This is a genomic window from Paenibacillus sp. HW567, from assembly GCF_000374185.1.
GTDB lineage: Bacteria > Bacillota > Bacilli > Paenibacillales > Paenibacillaceae > Paenibacillus_AQ.
The window spans coordinates 1,477,196-1,494,897 of record NZ_KB910518.1 but is presented as its reverse complement, the minus strand read 5'-3'; the positions used below and the strand labels follow the sequence as shown (position 1 = coordinate 1,494,897).

General features: G+C 53.0%; 21 protein-coding genes and 1 pseudogene. 9 read left to right on the top strand and 13 right to left on the bottom strand.

The annotated features are described in order from the left end of the window. Positions 1-39: 39 nt before the first annotated feature. From B212_RS0106605 to B212_RS0106595, 3 genes are all read right to left on the bottom strand, one after another. A complete protein-coding gene (locus B212_RS0106605) occupies positions 40-405 on the bottom strand; it encodes a hypothetical protein (RefSeq protein WP_019909720.1) in 366 nt (121 codons plus the stop codon). A 110-nt stretch (positions 406-515) separates the two neighbouring features. Further along, positions 516-1,739: an endonuclease Q family protein gene (locus tag B212_RS30895; protein WP_036668019.1), complete on the bottom strand. Its 1,224-nt coding sequence runs from the start codon at positions 1,737-1,739 to the stop codon at positions 516-518. Further along, complete coding sequence (locus tag B212_RS0106595) at positions 1,730-2,302, bottom strand: NUDIX domain-containing protein (protein ID WP_019909718.1); 573 nt, start codon at positions 2,300-2,302, stop codon at positions 1,730-1,732. The genes B212_RS30895 and B212_RS0106595 overlap by 10 nt, the downstream gene beginning before the upstream one ends. A gap of 77 nt (positions 2,303-2,379) precedes the next feature. Here B212_RS0106595 and B212_RS33720 point away from each other — a divergent pair, with 77 nt between their 5' ends. Further along, entirely contained in the window at positions 2,380-2,553 is a 174-nt protein-coding gene (locus tag B212_RS33720) for a Z-ring formation inhibitor MciZ (RefSeq protein ID WP_019909717.1), read from the top strand. A 123-nt stretch (positions 2,554-2,676) separates the two neighbouring features. Here the strand turns inward: B212_RS33720 and B212_RS0106585 are convergent, their stop codons facing one another. Beyond that, positions 2,677-3,804 carry a M20/M25/M40 family metallo-hydrolase gene (locus tag B212_RS0106585; protein ID WP_019909715.1) on the bottom strand — a complete coding sequence of 376 codons (1,128 nt, stop codon included), beginning with the start codon at positions 3,802-3,804 and terminating at the stop codon, positions 2,677-2,679. 96 nt (positions 3,805-3,900) lie between these two features. On the opposite strand from B212_RS0106585, the gene prli42 reads away from it, so the two are divergent. Beyond that, on the top strand, positions 3,901-4,002 hold the full coding sequence (prli42, locus tag B212_RS34370) for a stressosome-associated protein Prli42 (RefSeq protein ID WP_019909714.1): 102 nt from the start codon (positions 3,901-3,903) through the stop codon (positions 4,000-4,002). Positions 4,003-4,068: 66 nt separating this feature from the next. On the opposite strand, the gene lipB is transcribed toward prli42, so the two are convergent. From lipB to lpdA, 5 genes are all read right to left on the bottom strand, one after another. Continuing rightward, a complete protein-coding gene (gene lipB / locus B212_RS0106575; RefSeq protein ID WP_019909713.1) occupies positions 4,069-4,755 on the bottom strand; it encodes a lipoyl(octanoyl) transferase LipB in 687 nt (228 codons plus the stop codon). 55 nt (positions 4,756-4,810) lie between these two features. Beyond that, positions 4,811-6,229 carry a dihydrolipoamide acetyltransferase family protein gene (locus B212_RS0106570; protein ID WP_019909712.1) on the bottom strand — a complete coding sequence of 473 codons (1,419 nt, stop codon included), beginning with the start codon at positions 6,227-6,229 and terminating at the stop codon, positions 4,811-4,813. Between the two features lie 105 nt (positions 6,230-6,334). Continuing rightward, positions 6,335-7,321 (bottom strand): alpha-ketoacid dehydrogenase subunit beta, encoded by a 987-nt coding sequence (locus B212_RS0106565; protein WP_019909710.1) that lies wholly within the window; start codon positions 7,319-7,321, stop codon positions 6,335-6,337. Positions 7,322-7,324: 3 nt separating this feature from the next. Beyond that, the gene (locus tag B212_RS0106560) at positions 7,325-8,356 is read right to left on the bottom strand and encodes a thiamine pyrophosphate-dependent dehydrogenase E1 component subunit alpha (protein ID WP_019909709.1); all 1,032 of its coding nucleotides are present in this window, start codon (positions 8,354-8,356) and stop codon (positions 7,325-7,327) included. Between the two features lie 196 nt (positions 8,357-8,552). Next, positions 8,553-9,974 carry a dihydrolipoyl dehydrogenase gene (lpdA, locus tag B212_RS0106555; protein ID WP_019909708.1) on the bottom strand — a complete coding sequence of 474 codons (1,422 nt, stop codon included), beginning with the start codon at positions 9,972-9,974 and terminating at the stop codon, positions 8,553-8,555. Between the two features lie 168 nt (positions 9,975-10,142). Between lpdA and B212_RS34365 the strand changes: the two are divergent. Continuing rightward, positions 10,143-10,307 (top strand): annotated as a pseudogene (locus tag B212_RS34365) (DUF2627 domain-containing protein); the annotation flags it as partial. Here the strand turns inward: B212_RS34365 and B212_RS0106550 are convergent. From B212_RS0106550 to B212_RS0106540, 3 genes are read right to left on the bottom strand one after another with little or no spacing between them, the layout of a single operon-like run. After that, entirely contained in the window at positions 10,264-12,114 is a 1,851-nt protein-coding gene (locus tag B212_RS0106550) for an ABC transporter ATP-binding protein (protein ID WP_019909706.1), read from the bottom strand. The pseudogene B212_RS34365 and the gene B212_RS0106550 sit on opposite strands and share 44 nt — an antisense overlap. After that, positions 12,095-13,840: an ABC transporter ATP-binding protein gene (locus tag B212_RS0106545; protein ID WP_019909705.1), complete on the bottom strand. Its 1,746-nt coding sequence runs from the start codon at positions 13,838-13,840 to the stop codon at positions 12,095-12,097. Before B212_RS0106545 ends, B212_RS0106550 begins: the two co-directional genes overlap by 20 nt. An 18-nt stretch (positions 13,841-13,858) precedes the next feature. Further along, entirely contained in the window at positions 13,859-14,065 is a 207-nt protein-coding gene (locus B212_RS0106540; RefSeq protein WP_019909703.1) for a hypothetical protein, read from the bottom strand. Positions 14,066-14,249: 184 nt separating this feature from the next. On the opposite strand from B212_RS0106540, the gene B212_RS0106535 reads away from it, so the two are divergent. Further along, positions 14,250-14,819, top strand: coding sequence for a thymidine kinase (locus B212_RS0106535; RefSeq protein ID WP_019909702.1), 570 nt, complete (start codon positions 14,250-14,252; stop codon positions 14,817-14,819). A gap of 70 nt (positions 14,820-14,889) precedes the next feature. Here B212_RS0106535 and B212_RS0106530 read toward each other — a convergent pair whose 3' ends face one another. After that, positions 14,890-15,408 (bottom strand): DinB family protein, encoded by a 519-nt coding sequence (locus tag B212_RS0106530; RefSeq protein ID WP_019909699.1) that lies wholly within the window; start codon positions 15,406-15,408, stop codon positions 14,890-14,892. Between the two features lie 137 nt (positions 15,409-15,545). Between B212_RS0106530 and B212_RS0106525 the strand changes: the two genes are divergently transcribed. From B212_RS0106525 to B212_RS0106505, 5 genes are all read left to right on the top strand, one after another. After that, positions 15,546-16,211, top strand: coding sequence for a hypothetical protein (locus B212_RS0106525; protein ID WP_019909698.1), 666 nt, complete (start codon positions 15,546-15,548; stop codon positions 16,209-16,211). Continuing rightward, positions 16,192-16,710 carry an accessory gene regulator B family protein gene (locus B212_RS35885; protein ID WP_019909697.1) on the top strand — a complete coding sequence of 173 codons (519 nt, stop codon included), beginning with the start codon at positions 16,192-16,194 and terminating at the stop codon, positions 16,708-16,710. Before B212_RS0106525 ends, B212_RS35885 begins: the two co-directional genes overlap by 20 nt. Positions 16,711-16,712: 2 nt before the next feature. Continuing rightward, positions 16,713-16,832: a hypothetical protein gene (locus tag B212_RS34360; protein ID WP_019909696.1), complete on the top strand. Its 120-nt coding sequence runs from the start codon at positions 16,713-16,715 to the stop codon at positions 16,830-16,832. 21 nt (positions 16,833-16,853) lie between these two features. Next, the gene (locus B212_RS0106510) at positions 16,854-17,198 is read left to right on the top strand and encodes a LytTR family DNA-binding domain-containing protein (protein WP_019909695.1); all 345 of its coding nucleotides are present in this window, start codon (positions 16,854-16,856) and stop codon (positions 17,196-17,198) included. A 238-nt stretch (positions 17,199-17,436) separates the two neighbouring features. Continuing rightward, positions 17,437-17,616, top strand: a complete 180-nt coding sequence (locus tag B212_RS0106505; RefSeq protein ID WP_019909694.1) for a sporulation histidine kinase inhibitor Sda — start codon at positions 17,437-17,439, stop codon at positions 17,614-17,616. The last annotated feature ends 86 nt before the right edge of the window (positions 17,617-17,702 follow it).

The window sequence follows — 17,702 nt, the reverse complement described above, 5'->3', positions numbered from 1 at the left end:
TCCGGTCATATGTTACACCATATGAGGGAACCTCCCGCTCTATGACTTGTCCCCGGCAAGAAGAAGCTTGCCGCTGCGAGGTCTCCTGCGGGCTTTCACGCCCGCAGTAACGGCAAAAATGCCGTTGTTGGCGCTCCCGCGGGCTTTCACGCCCGCAGTAACGGCAAAAATGCCGCTGCTGGCGATCCCGCAGGCTTTCACGCCCTTAGTAACGGCAATTATGCCGTTGTTGGCGCTCCAGCGGGCTTTCACGCTCTCAGTAACGGCAAAAATGCCGTTGTTGGCGCTCCCGCAGGCTTTCACGCCCGCAGTAACGGTAAAAATGCCGCTGCTGGCGATCCAGCCGGCTTTCACGCCCGCAGCAACGGTAAAAATGCCGCTGCTGGCGATCCAGCCGGCTTTCACGCCCGCAGTAACGGCAATTATGCCGTTACTCCCGCTCCCACTGGCCTCCGCGCCGCCGCCACAACAAAAATACGCCCCACCCGCAGTAGTCCTGCTGATGGGGCAATTCTTTACTGCTCAGTGCAGCTTGTTGCTGCTCCCTTGGGTTTCAGCACCTTGCCGTAGGTCCCGCCGCCGCCCGAGGATAGCTCAAGTGTGCCGGAGCGGGCCAGGACGATCTGCCCGGCCAGCTCGGTTCCGGCAACGACGGCAAGCTCGGCTTGACTTGCGGTGTGCAGAATCCTCATCTCCGTGCCAAAAGCCTCCAGCAGCGCCTCCAGCTTGCGCTTGCCCAGGCCCGGGATGAACTCAAGCGGCACCTGGTAATGATAGGCTGGCCGGTGAGCGGGAATCGAAGGCCGATCCCGGTCCGCGATCGCAAGAATCCGGTCAAATACGCCCTGCACCAGCTTCTGTCCGCCGCAATACGGGCAGCGTTCCGAGGTGGCAAATGCTTCGTCGATAATACTGCCGCAGCCTGCACAATACGTGCGGTGGTACTTGCCAAGCCGGGGATTCAGCCCGAAATTGGCGCTGACCCGCCGTCCTTCCCGGCGCTCCAGGGCCAGCCGCAGCTCACTGAACGAAGGCTGGGCCATTTCGATAACGTTGTATTCACGGCCGATTTTACCCAGCGAATGGGCATCGGAATTGGTCAGAAACGTATAGCCGTCAAGCTCGGAAATATACCCGGCCATCTCGGAATCAGCGCTTAGACCCAGTTCAACCGCAGCGATGCGCTCCAGGTCAAACAGCTCCGCCAGCCGCTCCGCAGCACAGCCGTACAGCCCCTTGTGCGGCGTAAAAATATGCGCCGGAATCAAAATACCGCCCCGCCCGTAAATCTCATCCTGCAATTCCCGGGCAGGAGCATACAAGCGCTGGGAGCTGAGATTAATATTCCGCATATGCTTGGCCATCCAGCCGCTGAAATTCTCCATAGCCGCAAGATCCGGCATAAAGGCGAGGACATGACATTCTTTTCGCCCGGGCTCACGGATTTCGATTTCCGCCCCTAACAGGATCGTCGTCCCCCGGTAAGCAATTCCGCCGCCCTCCGCTTCGTTCATCTCGCCGGAATCAAGCAGCGCGCGAATATCCCGCAGCACCCCCGGAGAATGGCTGTCGATAATGCCGATCAGCTCGATCCCCTTGCGCTCCGCCGCTTCTTTGGCGATGCCCTCGAAGGTGAGGTCGCGGCTGCCGCTGATTTTGACCGCCTGCCCTTCTGAGGTGCGTCCGATATGCACATGCAGGTCGCAGTAGTGGCTGGACAGCCTAGATTCTAGTGCCATTGACCTGTCAAAGTATACAAATGCCAGGCGTACACTGCCATCATTGTCTTGGCATCGGCAATGCGCCCGTCTGCAATGTATTGGTAGGCTTCCTCAAGCGAAAGCTCGGATACCTCCAGAAATTCATCCTCGTCCAGCGCCATCTCCCCCGGCTGGGCATTGTCCGTCACATATAAATGGATAATCTCATCGGCGAAGCCGGGAGAGGTGTAGAACGACTTCAGCAGCTTCAGGTCGCCGCTGTGATACCCTGTCTCCTCCTGAAGCTCGCGTCCTGCCGCTACCAGCGGGTCTTCGCCCTTATCCAGCTTGCCTGCGGGAATTTCCACCTCAGTGCGGTGCATCGGCTGGCGGTACTGCTCCACGACCAGCATTTTTCCCTCATTCAGCGCAAGGACCGCCACGGCACCCGGATGCTTCACAACTTCACGGGTCGCGGTATTGCCGTCAGGCAGCTTGACCGTATCCACCTGCAGCGTAATAATTTTGCCCTCAAAAATCGGCTGTGTGGACAGCGTTTCCTCATCCAATAAAGGATTGCGGTTAATTTCAGCTTTTTTCATAGATTCATGGTCTCCTTTGGTTTCAATCTGCATAGGGTGTATTATAGCAAACTTAAGAGGAAAGAAGGAATGCAGGCATGAACGACATCCTTGTCCGTACAAGCTCATCCGGCGTAACCATGGTAGGCAGACCGGAGCAGATCAAGGCCAAATTGGCCGAGTGGATCAAGCAATATGGGCGTGATATGCCGCTGGCCTACATCCTGCTGCTGCACTCTGAATCCCGGAGCAACCCTTACAAGGCCGGATAATATTCCGCTTGCGGAACAGGTCTCAACAAATTCAGCAGGCGTGTAAACATAAGGAGCTGTTCCCGGGGGTATCCCACGGAGACAGCTCCTTCATGCCATCCAGAGCCGCGAACGCTGCCGGAATTAGCCTTTTACGCTTTCTTTTACAATGGCTATAACAAGCTCAGCCACTTTGACAATATCTTCGGCTTTGATCCGCTCCTTGGTGGTGTGGATATGCTCATAGCCGATAGCCAAATTCACTGTTGGCACCTTGTGGCCGTTGAATACATTGGCGTCGCTGCCGCCGCCGGAATGGAACAGGCGAGTAGTCAGGCCAAGTGAGCTGATCGCACGGTCTGCAAGCTGTACGACAGGATCATGCTCAGTGAAGCTGAACGCCGGATAAATAATCTCACTCTGGAATTCGCTTTGCGCACCGTACTCACGGGCCGTGGTCTCCAGCGCTTCACGCATCGAAGATATCTGCAATTCTACCTTATTCTGCACAATGCTGCGGGCCTCCGCATCCAGTTGTACATAATCACAGACGACATTGGTCGGTCCGCCGCCGGCAAATTTCCCGATATTGGCCGTGGTTTCACTGTCAATGCGGCCAAGCTTCATCGCTGAAATCGCCTTGCTGGCGACCTGAATGGCGCTAATGCCATCTTCGGGGTTTACACCCGCATGAGCCGATTTGCCGAAAATCTGCATCTTTACCTTCGCCTGGGCCGGGGCAGCAACAGCAATCGCCCCCACCTCACCGTTGGAGTCCAGGGCAAAGCCGAAATCTGCATCGAGCAGGTCCGGGTTCATGGACCGTGCGCCCAGCAGTCCCGATTCTTCACCTGCGGTGATCACAAATTGAAGCTGTCCATGCGGCAGCTTCTGCTCCTGAATGACGCGGATCGCTTCGAACAACGCAGCCAGTCCGGCCTTGTCGTCTGCACCAAGGATTGTGCTGCCGTCACTGGTAATCCAGCCGTCTTCCCCAAGGGAAGGCTGAATATTCTGCCCGGGAACCACGGTATCCATATGGCAGGTGAACAAAAGCTTCGGTGCAGAAGCTCCGTCCACTGCCGGCCAGGTAACAAGCAGATTGCCTGCTCCGTGACCCGTGCGTTCCTGTGAATCGTCTTCGGCAGCGGTAAGGCCGAGGGCGCTGAATTTTTCTTTTAAAACATCGGCAATTTGCCGTTCGTTTCCTGTCTCACTATCAATACGGACAAGCTCCATGAATTCCTGAATCAAACGTTCCCCTGATATCATCGGACTTTCCTCTCTTTCCCGGATACGTTACAATAGTAGTAATGTTTGAATGGGTCTGTACGCTCTTACCTTAAACTAATTTCAAAGGAGTCACACATGCAACATAAAAAATGGTTCCGTATCTTTATCTACGTTATGCTGATCGCAATGATCGCCTCAACTCTGCTGGTTGTCCTAGAACCTTTTCTGGCCGGTTAATGACCGGACTGCCCGTTAATAATAGCGTCCGGAGATTCCGGACGCTATTTGACTTGTCACACATGTCTATATCAATCTATAAGGGAAATGCCTCAGGAAATAAGGGACCAGCTCCCCCGCAACTTCCCCAAGGTCAAAGGAACAGCCTGCGCATTCCTCAAGCGAGGTTACACCGTATTCCGCAATGCCGCAAGGGATGATCCCCTGAAACCCCCGTTCTCCGATCCCCGCCGAGATGTTGAACGCAAAGCCGTGGCTGGTGATAAAACCTCTGCGGAACCTGCTTTTGTTGAACTTAACCCCGATGGCGCAAATCTTCTCGTCACCCACCCATACACCGGTATATTCCGGCTTCCGGCTCCCCGTAATTCCATAGGCGGCCAAAAAGTCAATGATGACGGACTCCAGCCGCCGCAGATAGCCGTGCAGGTCCACCTTGCCGTTCTCGCCAAGCCTGAGCAGCGGATAGCCGACAAGCTGGCCGGGGCCGTGATAGGTGATATCTCCCCCCCGGTCAATTTCAAACAGCGTTATGCCTTGTTCCTTGAGCTGTTCGGCGCTGAGGAGCAGATGTTCAGGATGATGCTGTGAACCAATGGTATAGGTTGGCGGGTGCTGCAAAAGAATCAGCCGCTCGCTGGCCGTTCCGGCGTCAATGGCCTGAACAGCTTCCTTTTGCAGCTCCCAGGCGGCTCCGTACTCCATCAGGGACAGGTATGAAACTTCCAGTAGGCTTATATCCGGGCTGCTCATGTTTTTCAGGGTCCCCTTTATATTCCTGTCTCCTGTTGCAGGGCCACACCGTTCATTAATACAACTGGCTATCCGGCGTGTAAGCCTCCACATTATCCTTGACGCGCTGCAGGAAGCGGCCGCAAATGACTCCGTCCAGAATCCGGTGGTCCAGGGACAGGCAAATGTTGGCCATAGAACGTATGGCTAGCATATCGTTGATCACAACAGGCTTCTTCACAATGGATTCGAAGGTCAGAATAGCGGCCTGCGGATAGTTGATAATCGGGTAAGACACAATGGAGCCAAAAGATCCGGTATTGTTGACGGTAAAGGTCCCGCCTTGCATATCCTCCAGGCGCAGCTTGCCTTCCCGGGTCTTCAGAGCCAGCTCGTCGATTTCGCGGGCAAGCCCGGCGACATTTTTCTGATCCGCTTTTTTGATGACCGGCGTCATAACGGAATCCTCGGTGCCGACGGCAAGCGAGATGTTGATGTCGCGTTTGACGATGATTTTGTCAACGGCCCAGACCGAATTCATAATCGGATAATCCTTAATCGCGCTGACCACCGCCTTCATCAGAAAAGCAAGATACGTCAGGTTGATGCCTTCCTTGCGCTTGAACTCATCCTTCAGCTTGTTGCGCAGGACGACAAGATTGGTCACATCGACTTCGATCATCGTCCAGGCATGCGGAATCTCAGAGACACTCTGGCGCATCTTGGTAGCGATGGAGTTGCGGATCGGGGTTACATCAATCAGATACTCCGAACTGCTGCCCCGTCCGCCTTCCACTTCAATTGTGGGAATCCGCGGAGTTTCGCTGAGATGCAGGCCGGAATGACGGACCGGCGCAAGCACCTCCTGCGCCGGCTGGGGCACAGCTTCAGGCACGTGCTGTACGGCAGAAGCTGCCGGTGCAGCAGCAGAGCCTGCGGCGGATACGCCGCCGTTCTCCAGGAAGGTCAGCACATCCTTGCGCGTGATGCGTCCGCCGAGACCGGTTCCCGGCACAGCCGCAAGGTTAATGCCATGCTCTGCGGCAAGGGTCTGTACCGCCGGAGAATAACGCGAGCGCATCGGTGCGCTGGCATCAAAAGCGGCGGCAGGCACAGCGGGTCTGCCCGCTGCCGGAGCCGGGCTTGCTGCTGCCGGGCGTGACGCGGCCCCAGCCTGAGGCGCGGCGCTCGCCGCAGGCGCTTCAGCAGCCGGTGCTGCCGGGGCGCTTGGCGCGGCGGAACCGGCTACGGCGATGCGGGCGATAACCTCGCCTACGCTAACCGTCTGGCCTTCTTCGGCCAGCAGCTCTACCAAAGTACCGTCTACGGTAGCAGGAAGCTCTGCGTTCACTTTATCCGTAATGAGATCACACAGCGGTTCGTACTGCTCTATAGCATCGCCCGGCTTCTTCAGCCATTTGCCAATCGTTGCCGACACCAGCGACTCCGCCAGTTGCGGCATAATCACATCGGTCAGCTTCCTATTGTCAGACATGTTGTCACTCCTTAATGTTTGGTAAGCATTTACCTGTATAGACACTCATGCCGCTCTTTCGCGGCATTTCAGAACATTGTTCGGACACCGTTATTTCAGGAGGGTTCAGTACTGCGCCAGACGCAGCATTTCGGCCTTGACCTTATCCTTGCTCAGCATAAAGAACTTCTCCATCGGCGGGCTGATCGGCATCGCCGGCACGTCCGGTCCGCACAGGCGGAAGATCGGCGCATCCAGCTCGAACAGGCAGTGCTCGGCGATAATCGCCGCCACTTCACCGCCGATGCCTCCAGTCTTGTTGTCCTCATGGACAATCAAGACCTTGCCGGTCTGCCGGGCGGCGGCAATGATTGCGTCACGGTCCAGCGGCTGCAGGGTACGCAGGTCGAGGATATGCGCGGTGATGCCTTCCTCGCGCTCCAGCTCCTCCGCCGCCTGCATCGCAAAATGCAGCGGCAGGCTGTAGCCGATCACCGTAATATCGCTGCCTTCACGCAGCAGATTCGCTTCGCCGATCGGTACGGTGTAGTCGCCTTCCGGCACGTCTTCCTTGATCAGCTTGTAGCATTTCTTGTTCTCGAAGAAAATTACCGGATCGGGATCACGCACAGCCGCCTTCAGCAGCCCTTTGGCGTCGTAAGCCGAATACGGAGCTACAATCTTCAGTCCCGGCGTGCCGAAGAAGATCGACTCCGGGCATTGGGAATGATACAGGCCGCCAAAAATCCCCCCGCCGATCGGCGCGCGAATAACTACCGGACAGTTCCAATCGTTATTGGAGCGGTAACGGATTTTGGCCGCTTCGCTGATGATCTGATTAGTTGCCGGCAGCATGAAATCGGAATACTGCATTTCGGCAATCGGCTTCATGCCGTACATCGCCGCACCGATCGCCACACCGGCAATCGCGGATTCCGCCAGCGGCGTATCCATTACGCGCTCCGCTCCGAACTGCTCCTGCAGCCCTTTGGTGGTGGTGAACACGCCGCCCTTAACGCCGACATCCTCCCCCAGCACAAATACCGATTCATCGCGCTCCATCTCTTCCTTCATTGCCAGCCGGATGGCATCAATATATTCCATCATCGCCATGGGTTATGCCCCTCCTTTGAGGTCAGATTCGCTGTACACATGCAGCAGCGTATCTTCCGGTTTCGGAAACGGCGCATTCTCAGCGTATTCAATAGCTGCTTTCAGTTCCAGATTGAATTCGGCAACAAGATCGCGTTCCTTCTCGTCGCTCCATAATCCAAGGCCGGTCAAATAGTTGCGGAAGGCGGCGATGCCGTCCTTTTTCCAGTTGGCATCCACTTCCTCCTTGGTCCGGTAAGCCAGATCGTTGTCCGAAGTGGAATGCGGAGACAGGCGGTACATCATCGCTTCAATCAGCGTCGGCCCTTCTCCTGCAAGGGCGCGCTCACGCGCTTCCTTCACCACGCGGTACACCTCCAGCGGATCATTGCCATCCACCCGGATGCCAGGGAAGCCGTAGCCCAGAGCACGGTCACTGACCTTGCCGCCAAGCTGCTTGTGGGCCGGAACGGAAATCGCATACTGGTTGTTCTGGCAAAAGATAATTACCGGCAGCTTATTCACCCCGGCGAAATTGCACGCTTCATGGAAATCCCCCTGGTTGCTGGAGCCTTCCCCGAAGGTAACGAAGGAAACAAACTTCTTCTTCTGCATTTTGGCAGCCAGTGCGAAACCTACGGCATGCGGCACCTGGGTTGTCACCGGACTTGAGCCGGTCACGATCCGCAGACGTTTGCTTCCGAAGTGGCCCGGCATTTGCCGTCCGCCGCTGTTGGGGTCCTCTGCCTTGGCAAATACGGACAGCATCAGCTCCCGCGTGGTCATTCCCACGGACAGCACAAAAGCATAATCACGGTAGTAAGGCAAAAAATAATCATTCTCCCGGTCCAGCGCAAAAGCCGCCGCCACCTGCGCCGCCTCCTGACCGATGCCGGAGACATGGAAGTTGATCTTCCCGGCGCGCTGCAGCAGCAAACTGCGCTCATCGTATTTCCGCCCTAGCTGCATATATCTGTACATATCAATGACCTGACCGTCACTGAGTCCAAGCTGCTTATGTCTGTTAACGGTTTCTACAGTACCTTGGGATTCCATATGAGGTACCTCCTAAAAATTTTATACAACCAATATATGCCCTGATCTTAAAACCAGGTACTAAATTTCGTTCCAGTACATTATAATCCCTTTCCAGCCAAAAAGAAAAGCCAAGAAAAGCCGGTATGAAGCTATTTAGACGTATAACGCGCCTTAAGCTCCCTCCGGCCTTCGCTTCTTGGGCCTTGATCGTTTGCTAGAATCCGATTGCTCTTCCATCCACGGCCAGCATCGCTTCACCGATAACCTCGGAGAGCGTCGGGTGGGCATGAATCGCCTCACCGACCTCCCACGGTGTGGCATCCAGCAATTGCGCCAGCGCCGCCTCGCCAATCAGATCGGTAACATGCGGGCCGATCATCTGCACGCCGAGAATATCGCCGCTGGTGCGGTCGGCAACCACCTTGACGAAGCCGTCCTTCATGCCATAGACAATGGCTTTGCCGATGGCCGAGAACGGGAACTTGCCGGTAACCACATCTGTTCCGAGCGCCTTGGCCTCTTTCTCCGTGTATCCGACGCTTGCTACCTCCGGCCGCGTATACACACAGCGAGGCACCAAATGCGGATGATACGGATGGAGCGCCTCGCCCGCCAGATGATTAACCGCACGAATGCCCTCGTGGCTGGCCGCATGAGCCAGTTGCAGTCCGCCGATGCAATCGCCGATGGCATAGATATGCGGCTCTGCCGTCTGCATATTGTCATTAACCTCAATGACGCCCTTGGCAAAATGAATATCCGTATTCTCAAGTCCGATGTTCTCCACATTGGCGACTCTGCCGACAGACACCAGCAGCTTCTCAGCAGACAAGCTCTGGCTCTGCTCTCCCTTGCGGGCCTCAATGGTAAGCCCGGATTCCGTGATCACACAGGTCTCAGCATCTACCGTTGTTCCGGTCAGTACCTTGACGCCACGCTTCTTCAGCAGACGTTGCAGCTCACGGGCGATCTCTTCATCTTCAAGCGGCAAAAGCTGCCCGGCAGCCTCCACCACCGTGACCTGCACCCCGAAATCCGCCAGCATCGAGGCCCACTCCACACCGATGACTCCGCCGCCCACAATGATGATGGATGATGGCAGCGCTTCAAGCGTCAGCGCTTCTTCACTGCTCAGAATCACCTTGCCGTCCGGCTCCAGCCCCGGCAGCACACGCGGACGGGAGCCTGTAGCGACAATGAGATGGGTTGAGACCACCGTCTCCATATCGCCATCCTCAAGCTCCACAGCCACCGCGCCGCTGCGCGGAGAGAAAATCGAAGGGCCGATAATGCGCCCCTTGCCCTTAACCACCTGGATTTTATTTTTACGCATCAGAAACTGTACGCCTTGATGCAACTGCTCCACCACAGCCTCCTTGCGGAGCTGCACCTTCGGGAACACCAATTGCACTCCGGTTGTTTCTATGCCGTAGCTCTCACTTTCTTGTATCTCAGCGTATACCTCGGCACTGCGCAGCAGCGATTTGCTCGGAATGCAGCCGCGGTGCAAACAGGTTCCGCCCAGTTTGTCCATTTCGATCACCACGACGGATTTTCCAAGCTGTGCTGCGCGGATTGCCGCCACATATCCTCCGGTCCCTCCGCCAAGTATAGCCACGTCACATGAAATAGTCATGATATGTATCCTCCAGTTCTTACTCACAAGTCTAAACAGCCTATACCATTGTACTCTCTTTTGCATCTATAACAAAACTTACAAATATCATATATACGCGGACTTTTATTGAATAAAGCGTTATCATATGGGTGAATTCAGAAGCAACAAAAGATGAGGGGGAACCCGATGAAACTGCTCATTTCGCGCTTTATTGCGATTCTGATTCTGGTGATTCCCGGTCTGCCCGCAAGGAAGGGCGGCTGGATTCTGACCCGTGACCGCAAGCGCAACTATGCCGGTCCCCGGTTTAAGAAGAAGCAGCAGGCCCGGCAGCCCCCTTCACCAACTCGCTGTACAGCCCGTCCTGCCGCAGCAGCTCCTCATGCGAGCCCTGCTGCAATAGGCTTCCGCCTTGAAGCACCAGGATTCGGTCGGCGGCGCGGATCGTTCCCAGACGATGGGCGATCACGAAGCTGGTCCGGCCCCTCATCAGCGCCTGCAGCCCTTCCTGAATCTTGATTTCAGTCACGGTATCAACACTGCTCGTCGCCTCATCCAGAATCAGCATAAATGGGTTAGCGAGAATTGCCCGCGCAATCGACAAGAGCTGCTTCTGCCCCTGACTGATTCCGCTGCCGTCCGCAGACAGCAGCCTCTCATATCCGCCCTTAAGCCTCATAATGAAAGTGTGGGCGTTCGCCAGCTTAGCCGCCTCCTCTACCTCTGCGTCCGTGGCATCCAATCTGCCGTATCGGATGTTGTCACGAATCGTTCCTTTGAACAAGAAGGAATCCTGCAGTACAAAGGCCATGTGGCTCCGGAGGCTCTCACGGCGGATCGAGGACAGGTCTCTGCCATCCAGGGTAATGCTTCCTTGATCCGGGTCATAGAAGCGGGACAGCAAGCCGATCAGCGTAGTTTTTCCAGCCCCGGTAGGACCAACCAATGCGATCATTTCTCCCGGCTTCGCCTCAAAGCTGATATCCGCAAGCGTGTCTGTCTCGCCGTCATAAGAAAAGTATACGCCGGAGAACTTCACCGCACCCTCCACATGCGCAAGCGATACCGAAGCGCCCTCATCCTTCGACTCCGCTTCTTCTTCCAGGACCTCGAATACCCGCTCCGCACCCGCAATTGCCGACAGCAGCGTGTTCCATTGATTCGCCAGATCATTCAGCGGACGCGTGAACTGGCGCGTATATTCCACAAATGCGATAATCACACCAACTGTAACCAAGCCCCGAATGGCCAGCAGGCCGCCAACTCCGGCGACAATCGCAAAGCTCAGGTTATTCAGGCCGTTCATCAGCTTCGGAATGAATCCGGAAATCGCCTGTGCCCAGTACCCCGACAGCATGATGCGTGTGTTGCGCTCATGGAAGCCGGCAATGACATGCTCCTCCTGCGAAAAAGCCTTGATGATCCGCTGGCCGGACAACGTCTCCTCAATGAATCCGTTAAGCTCTCCCATATTCCGCTGCCGTTCCTTGAACAGCGGACCTGTCCGCCGCGTAATCCAGCGCATGCCGAGAATCATCAGTGGCACTACGACGAAGGTCAGCAGCGTGAGCAGCGGGCTAAGCCACAGCATCACACCTACCGTTCCCGCTAGCGTCAGCACACTGGAGAAAATCTGAATGGCCGAATTGTTCAGCGTGGAGCTGATATTCTCAATATCATTGGTGAGACGGCTCATGATCTCACCCTGCTGCCTGCGGTTGAAGAAAGAAATCGGCAGCCGGTGCAGATGTTCGAACAGGTCGGCGCGCATCCGGTATACCGTCTCCTGCGCAATCTCGATCATCCAGATATTCTGCAGCCAGGTGGTCAGCGAGTTCAGTATATAGACAAGGGCAAGCGTAACCAGAAATACCGCCCAGCTTCTGCCCCCATCTCCCTCCAGATAATGATCCACCGCTCTGCTAATCAGATATGGCCCCAGAAGGGCCAGGCCGGAGCTGAGCAGCACCATAGCCAGCACCAGCATAAGCTTGGCTTGGCGCAACGCCAGATAGCTCCAGATATTGCGGACTGTGGCTGACCAGTTCTTGGCCTTTGCTCTCTGCTTGCGCCCTCCCGGTGAACCGAAGCTCCGGGCATCGCCATGCCCAAGGCCCAGCCTCGGATGGCGGAAAGGCTCAATTAAAGCTCTCAACATGCCGAAGCTCCTCTCCAGTCTGAGATTCATAAATTTTCCGGTACAATGCAGATTTCGTCAGCAGCTCCTCATGCGTGCCCTGCGCAGTCAAACAGCCTTCATCCAACAGCAGAATGAGGTCGGCAGACACCGTGGAACTGATTTTTTGCGTAATAAGCACAGTAGTACAGGACATTTGTTTCAGTTCGGCAAGCAAACGCCCCTCTGTTACAGTATCCAAAGCGCTGGTACTGTCATCCAGAATCAGAATCGCCGGCTTCCTTACCAGTGCCCTGGCTATCGTCAGCCGCTGCTTCTGCCCGCCGGAGAGATTGACTCCCCGCTGCCCCAGCATGGTGTCGTAGCCGTGCGGGAACTCTTTTACCGTATCATGGATTTGCGCGGCGGCAGCCGCCTGTTCAATCTCCTCCTGCGTAGCGTGGGGATTGCCCCAGGCAATATTATCCCGGACTGAACCGCTAAAGAGCAGCACCTCCTGCGGTACATAACCAATGGCTCTGCGCAGCTTCGTGACATCCAGCTCTGTATTCGGTATCCCGTCAATCCGGATGATTCCGCTATTCTGCTCATACAGACGGGGAATCAGCCCGACCAGTGAGGATTTGCCGGAGCCGGTTGCCCCCATAATTGCCACCCGCTGTCCCGGCTGCACCGCAAAAGAGATCCCCTCCAGAATGGCAATCTCACTGTCCGGATATTTGAAGTCCACCTGCTCGAACTCTACCTCGCCCCGGATTGGCAGCGACTGGGCCCTAGTATCCTCAGCGCCGGCTTTAGCGTCCTGTTCATCTGCCGACATCACCTCCTGAATCCGCTGCGATGACGCCCGTGCCCTGGAGATTGTCGCCATAATCCAAGAGAGAGCCGACAGCGCCCCAATCGTCCGCAGAGAATAGTTGATGACAGCAACCGTTTGTCCCAGCGTCGCCTCCCCGGCGGTAATCTCGATTCGACCTAACCACAGCACCAGCAGAATATCCACATTCACAATCATCATGATGAGCGGGGCTGAGGTTTCCGTAAGACGCAGCGCCGCTACAGTAGATTTCGTCAATTCCCTGCTGAATGCGGCAAACCGGCTAATCTCATGGCTCATACGCACAAACACGCGGATTAACCGGATGCCGGTTAGATTCTCCTGAATAACGCTGTTGACTCCGTCCAGCCGAATCTGCACATTTCGGAACAACACCGAAGCCCTTCTCATCACCCAGAGCAGAAACAGAATCAGCACGGGGAGCGCCGCAGTCAGCAGCAAACCCAGCTTCACATGCACCACCAGCGCCATAATGACACTTCCCGCTACAACGAGGGGGACACGCGTCATAAAGCGCAGACCCATAAAAACCGTATCCTGAAGCTGCGACACATCCGCCGTAAGACGCGTAATCAACGATGAAGTAGGGAAGCGTTTGAACACTGTATAGGTGAAGGACTGGACCTTCTCGTAGAGCTGCCCGCGCAGATCAAGGGCAAAGCTCTGGCTGGCATGTGACGCAAAAAAAGAGCTGAGCACACCCGCGGCAAACGCCACCACCGCGCTTATGATCAGCACAACACCCCACAGCCAGACGATCCTATTGTCCTTCCCCCTAATCCCTTCATCAATAATCTTGGAAATCAGAAGCGGCTGGGACAGCTCCACCGACAGTTCGATCAGCATCATCACCAGTGCGGCGGCCGCGGCCACCCTGTATTTCTTAAGATAACGAAAAAAGATGTTCATCAGCATTACCCCATTTGTCTATTCGTAGAGCGCATCCCGCAGGCGCGTGGACATGGATGTGGACTGCCCTTTCAAAATGGCCCGGCGCAGCGCCTTATTGCTGCGGTTCATTTCCGCCATTTCGTCCAGCATCTCCGTCAAAAGGCTAACCGTGTCCGCAGTCAGCTCCCCATTTTCTTGCAGCGCCGCTATTCTTACTTTGTAACTGTCCAAGTTCTCTGTCAACTGTAAGCCCTCTTTCTGTGAACATTCTCTGTCAAGCCCTAATAACCAGCGTTAATTATAGCACCCTTTGCCCATTCCCCGAAATGTTTTCACTGGCTACTTTTAGGGCGAATATGATACTCTATTGAAGTCGCATTTTTCGGATGATGATGCATCAGGCTGATTAACGAAAGGATAGATGGACGTGGCACAGTTGTTTTTCAAATATGGGGCAATGAACAGCGGCAAATCTATTGAGATACTCAAGGTTGCGCATAATTACGAGGAGCAGGGCAAATCGGTGCTCATTTTTACTCCATCCATTGACGACCGGGACGAAGTCGGCTATATCTCCTCCCGCATCGGGCTGCGCAAGCAAGCCATTCCTATTGACGAGAATACCGATATCTATAATATCGTCAGCAGGAATCTTCCCAAACCCCACTGTGTATTGATAGATGAATGTCAATTTTTGACCAAAGACTGCATTCTTCAACTGGTACGGATCGTGGATGAGCTGAACATTCCGGTGATGGCCTTTGGGCTGAAAAATGATTTCCAGAACAATCTGTTCGAAGGCAGCAAGTACATGCTGATCTACGCCGACAAAATTGAGGAAATGAAGACCATTTGCTGGTTCTGTGAACGCAAGGCTACGATGGCGCTACGCGTGGAGGATGGCAAACCCGTCTACAGCGGCAAGCAAATTCAGATTGGTGGAAACGAAGCCTACTACCCGGTATGCCGCAAATGCCACAAGAACCCGCCGCTCTAAAATAATGCAACGCAAAAAGCATTCCGTGGCCCTTAGGGGTGGAATGCTTTTTGCGTTTGAATACTGGGTTTTACTGCAAGTAACGCTCCTTAAGCACGGCCAAATGATGCAGCTCATGCCCGATGATGACACAGGCAATCGCTCTGACGGAAATAGGAGCACTGCTGGCTGTGCCCATCCGGGACCAGGCTTCTTCAGGCAGACTCTCCAGGAGAGCAAGTGTGGACTGCCGCACCAGCTTGTATTGCCGCACCAAATCTTGCAGTGTGAACCGGTCAAAGTCCCCTGCTGCCGCATAACTATTCTCCTCATAACCAGGCAGCGGTGCTTGCTCACCTCTGGCAATAGCAAGCAGACGATAGGACATAATCCGGTCATTGTCGGTCAGGTGGCCGATCAGTTGCTTGACGCTCCATTTGTCCGGGGCATAACGGTAGCTTCCCTGCTCCTCAGTCAGTCCACCCAATAGCTCAAAAGTCAGATCAGACTGCACCCTAAGGATGGTTGCTAACTCCCCTTCAGAAGGCACCAAAGAGACATAACGGGCCGTATAATCACTGTATTCGCTTCGTTCCGGACGCTGGATCATAGAATTACCCCCTCTATTAAATTTTTTATTGAAATATCTGTCGAAAAAGCAAGAAATGCTGTTGTTGTATTTTATTTCATTATGTATAATATTTTCAAGATTAATTAATAATTACTCTGATCTTTGGGAGTGTACGCATGCTGGAATTTGTGCTCTATATGGTGTTTTCAGTGTTGGAAACATACGCCATGTTTTATCTCGCTTTCAAGATATTCAAGATTGATTTTTACTTTAAAGAGATGATTTTTGCAGGAAGTATCATGGCCTTTTTTTCATATGTTATTCGTGTCGATTATCACCGGGTGGAAGCAGATATCATCATTCAATACCTCTTAATTTTCTTTTTCTTCTGGATGCTATTCCGTATCCATTGGTTCTACGCAGCTATTCTTACTGGAATGACTTATCAGGCTTACATATGCGTTCAATTAGTGTACATTCTTCTGTTTGATCAGATCGGCTTTTTCTCAGCTCATGCTTTCTATGGAATAGACATTAGTACACATCTGTTACAAATTTCATCGTCTGTCACCGCCATAGGAATCGGTTATTATATTGGACACAAGCGCAAGGGATTCGATTTTATTCCGGACAAACCTAACGGCTTGATTAAAATAACAATACGTGAGAAAATTCTTTTCATTCTTAACCTGCCTACAGCAGCTATTGTAATCTCCATTATAAATCTATTTAATACCAAGTATTTTTTAGTTGTTATTCTAGTGTACATCATGCTTCTATTTGGTTATATCTATTTAGCTTATAGAAAAGACAGGAGCGAAAATGAATATATTCAGCTATAAACTCGCAGCTACCATCAAGCGATCCAACCCTCAAGAAACAAGTTCTATTGAGATCATGCAATATGCATTAAACATTATACTTAACACTCTGTTAATTATAATAACTTCCTTGATTATAGGATGGGCAACTGGGAGTTTGACTGACACGGCTGTCTCGCTATTCAGCTTCGCAGTTTTAAGATCCTTCTCTGGGGGACTGCATCTAAAAACTGCGACAGCCTGTAATATTTTTTCAATAACATTATGTACTTCAATTCCTCACCTTTCTTTCCTGATAAAGGATCATCTGTGGATTTATAATGCATTCTCTTTATTTCTGATGCTATTATTTGCACCTAATCCGGATGCCAATGTTCAAATTTCACAACGCTCGTATCCTTTAATGAAACTAATCGCTGTATTGTTAGTAGCCACTAATTTCTTCATTCACTCGTCTGTCCTAGGATTGGCTTTTCTGGCCCAATCCCTAACAGTAATCCCTTTAGAAAGGAGGAAATAGGTATGAAAGAAAGTATTGCTCGTTACGCATCTAAAACTTTGACTTCATCCGCCCGTCTTTTCGCGGTTATATTAAAGCCCTTGGTTCACAGTCCAGAAGCCCCTAAAGAACTGCGGAAGTAATCATACAAGGATGGGGAGAACATGCGGGTCTTGCTAAACGACGGAGCCTCCCGGGATATCCGGGAAGAAGATATATTGTATTTCTCAAGCTATAAGAATGCAATATTCGTCCATACGAAAGAAGGCGAGTTTGTTCTCCCTACTACACTTTCCGATCTTTTGGCTGCTTATAAGGGCAATGGCTTTGAACGTCTTGACCGAAGCAATGTCGTAAGTCTCAACCAAATTGACTGTTATGACTCTGAACGAAAGATTGTTACGTTTCAACAGGGAGAACAATTTGCTACAGTATCCGAACCTAATGAACCACGGCTCAAACGATTTTTAGCTTCTCGAACGAAGGATTCATCCGAATCATCAAAATGATGCTTTACGGCAACAAGTCCGATACCACTTAGGTGTCGGACTTGTTGCTGTAACCAGAAACGTACTTTTATACATATAAAAGTTAAAATAAGCCAAATATTATCCCATAATGCCTATGAAATGTAAAGATATATTCACAGGGCGAATGCCAGGAGACGGATCTGCTTCCAAATGGTACCATTTAGGGTGGGTTCGCAGTATTCTCACAATCTACTAAAATAACCGATGGAGGAATCTAATGGATTATTACTTTCATCCTTCTCCGCGCCCCTCATCTCTGGAGCTATTGTCTGACGAACAATTGTTGAACATCTACGAATTAGCGGTGGAGGCCAACGCTTCACCTGATTTTATTGAGATTATCCAAACCGTTCTCACCGGAAGAAAACTGAACGGTACCGATCACTTGGATGCTTAATCGCTATTATTTCAGTACTCCCACATATACACCTTTCCAAGCGTAAAACAGCCAGCCTGCACTTTATCGTGTAGACTGGCTGTTTT

Excerpts from the sequence above, each read along its gene's own strand:
- B212_RS30895 (WP_036668019.1), bottom strand. The coding sequence starts at position 1,739 with ATGGCACTAGAATCTAGGCTGTCCAGCCACTACTGCGACCTGCATGTG.
- B212_RS0106595 (WP_019909718.1), bottom strand. The coding sequence starts at position 2,302 with ATGAAAAAAGCTGAAATTAACCGCAATCCTTTATTGGATGAGGAAACG.
- B212_RS33720 (WP_019909717.1), top strand. The coding sequence starts at position 2,380 with ATGAACGACATCCTTGTCCGTACAAGCTCATCCGGCGTAACCATGGTA.
- B212_RS0106585 (WP_019909715.1), bottom strand. The coding sequence starts at position 3,804 with ATGATATCAGGGGAACGTTTGATTCAGGAATTCATGGAGCTTGTCCGT.
- prli42 (WP_019909714.1), top strand. The coding sequence starts at position 3,901 with ATGCAACATAAAAAATGGTTCCGTATCTTTATCTACGTTATGCTGATC.
- lipB (WP_019909713.1), bottom strand. The coding sequence starts at position 4,755 with ATGAGCAGCCCGGATATAAGCCTACTGGAAGTTTCATACCTGTCCCTG.
- B212_RS0106570 (WP_019909712.1), bottom strand. The coding sequence starts at position 6,229 with ATGTCTGACAATAGGAAGCTGACCGATGTGATTATGCCGCAACTGGCG.
- B212_RS0106565 (WP_019909710.1), bottom strand. The coding sequence starts at position 7,321 with ATGGCGATGATGGAATATATTGATGCCATCCGGCTGGCAATGAAGGAA.
- B212_RS0106560 (WP_019909709.1), bottom strand. The coding sequence starts at position 8,356 with ATGGAATCCCAAGGTACTGTAGAAACCGTTAACAGACATAAGCAGCTT.
- lpdA (WP_019909708.1), bottom strand. The coding sequence starts at position 9,974 with ATGACTATTTCATGTGACGTGGCTATACTTGGCGGAGGGACCGGAGGA.
- B212_RS0106550 (WP_019909706.1), bottom strand. The coding sequence starts at position 12,114 with ATGTTGAGAGCTTTAATTGAGCCTTTCCGCCATCCGAGGCTGGGCCTT.
- B212_RS0106545 (WP_019909705.1), bottom strand. The coding sequence starts at position 13,840 with ATGAACATCTTTTTTCGTTATCTTAAGAAATACAGGGTGGCCGCGGCC.
- B212_RS0106530 (WP_019909699.1), bottom strand. The coding sequence starts at position 15,408 with ATGATCCAGCGTCCGGAACGAAGCGAATACAGTGATTATACGGCCCGT.
- B212_RS0106525 (WP_019909698.1), top strand. The coding sequence starts at position 15,546 with ATGCTGGAATTTGTGCTCTATATGGTGTTTTCAGTGTTGGAAACATAC.
- B212_RS35885 (WP_019909697.1), top strand. The coding sequence starts at position 16,192 with ATGAATATATTCAGCTATAAACTCGCAGCTACCATCAAGCGATCCAAC.
- B212_RS34360 (WP_019909696.1), top strand. The coding sequence starts at position 16,713 with ATGAAAGAAAGTATTGCTCGTTACGCATCTAAAACTTTGACTTCATCC.
- B212_RS0106510 (WP_019909695.1), top strand. The coding sequence starts at position 16,854 with ATGCGGGTCTTGCTAAACGACGGAGCCTCCCGGGATATCCGGGAAGAA.
- B212_RS0106505 (WP_019909694.1), top strand. The coding sequence starts at position 17,437 with ATGGATTATTACTTTCATCCTTCTCCGCGCCCCTCATCTCTGGAGCTA.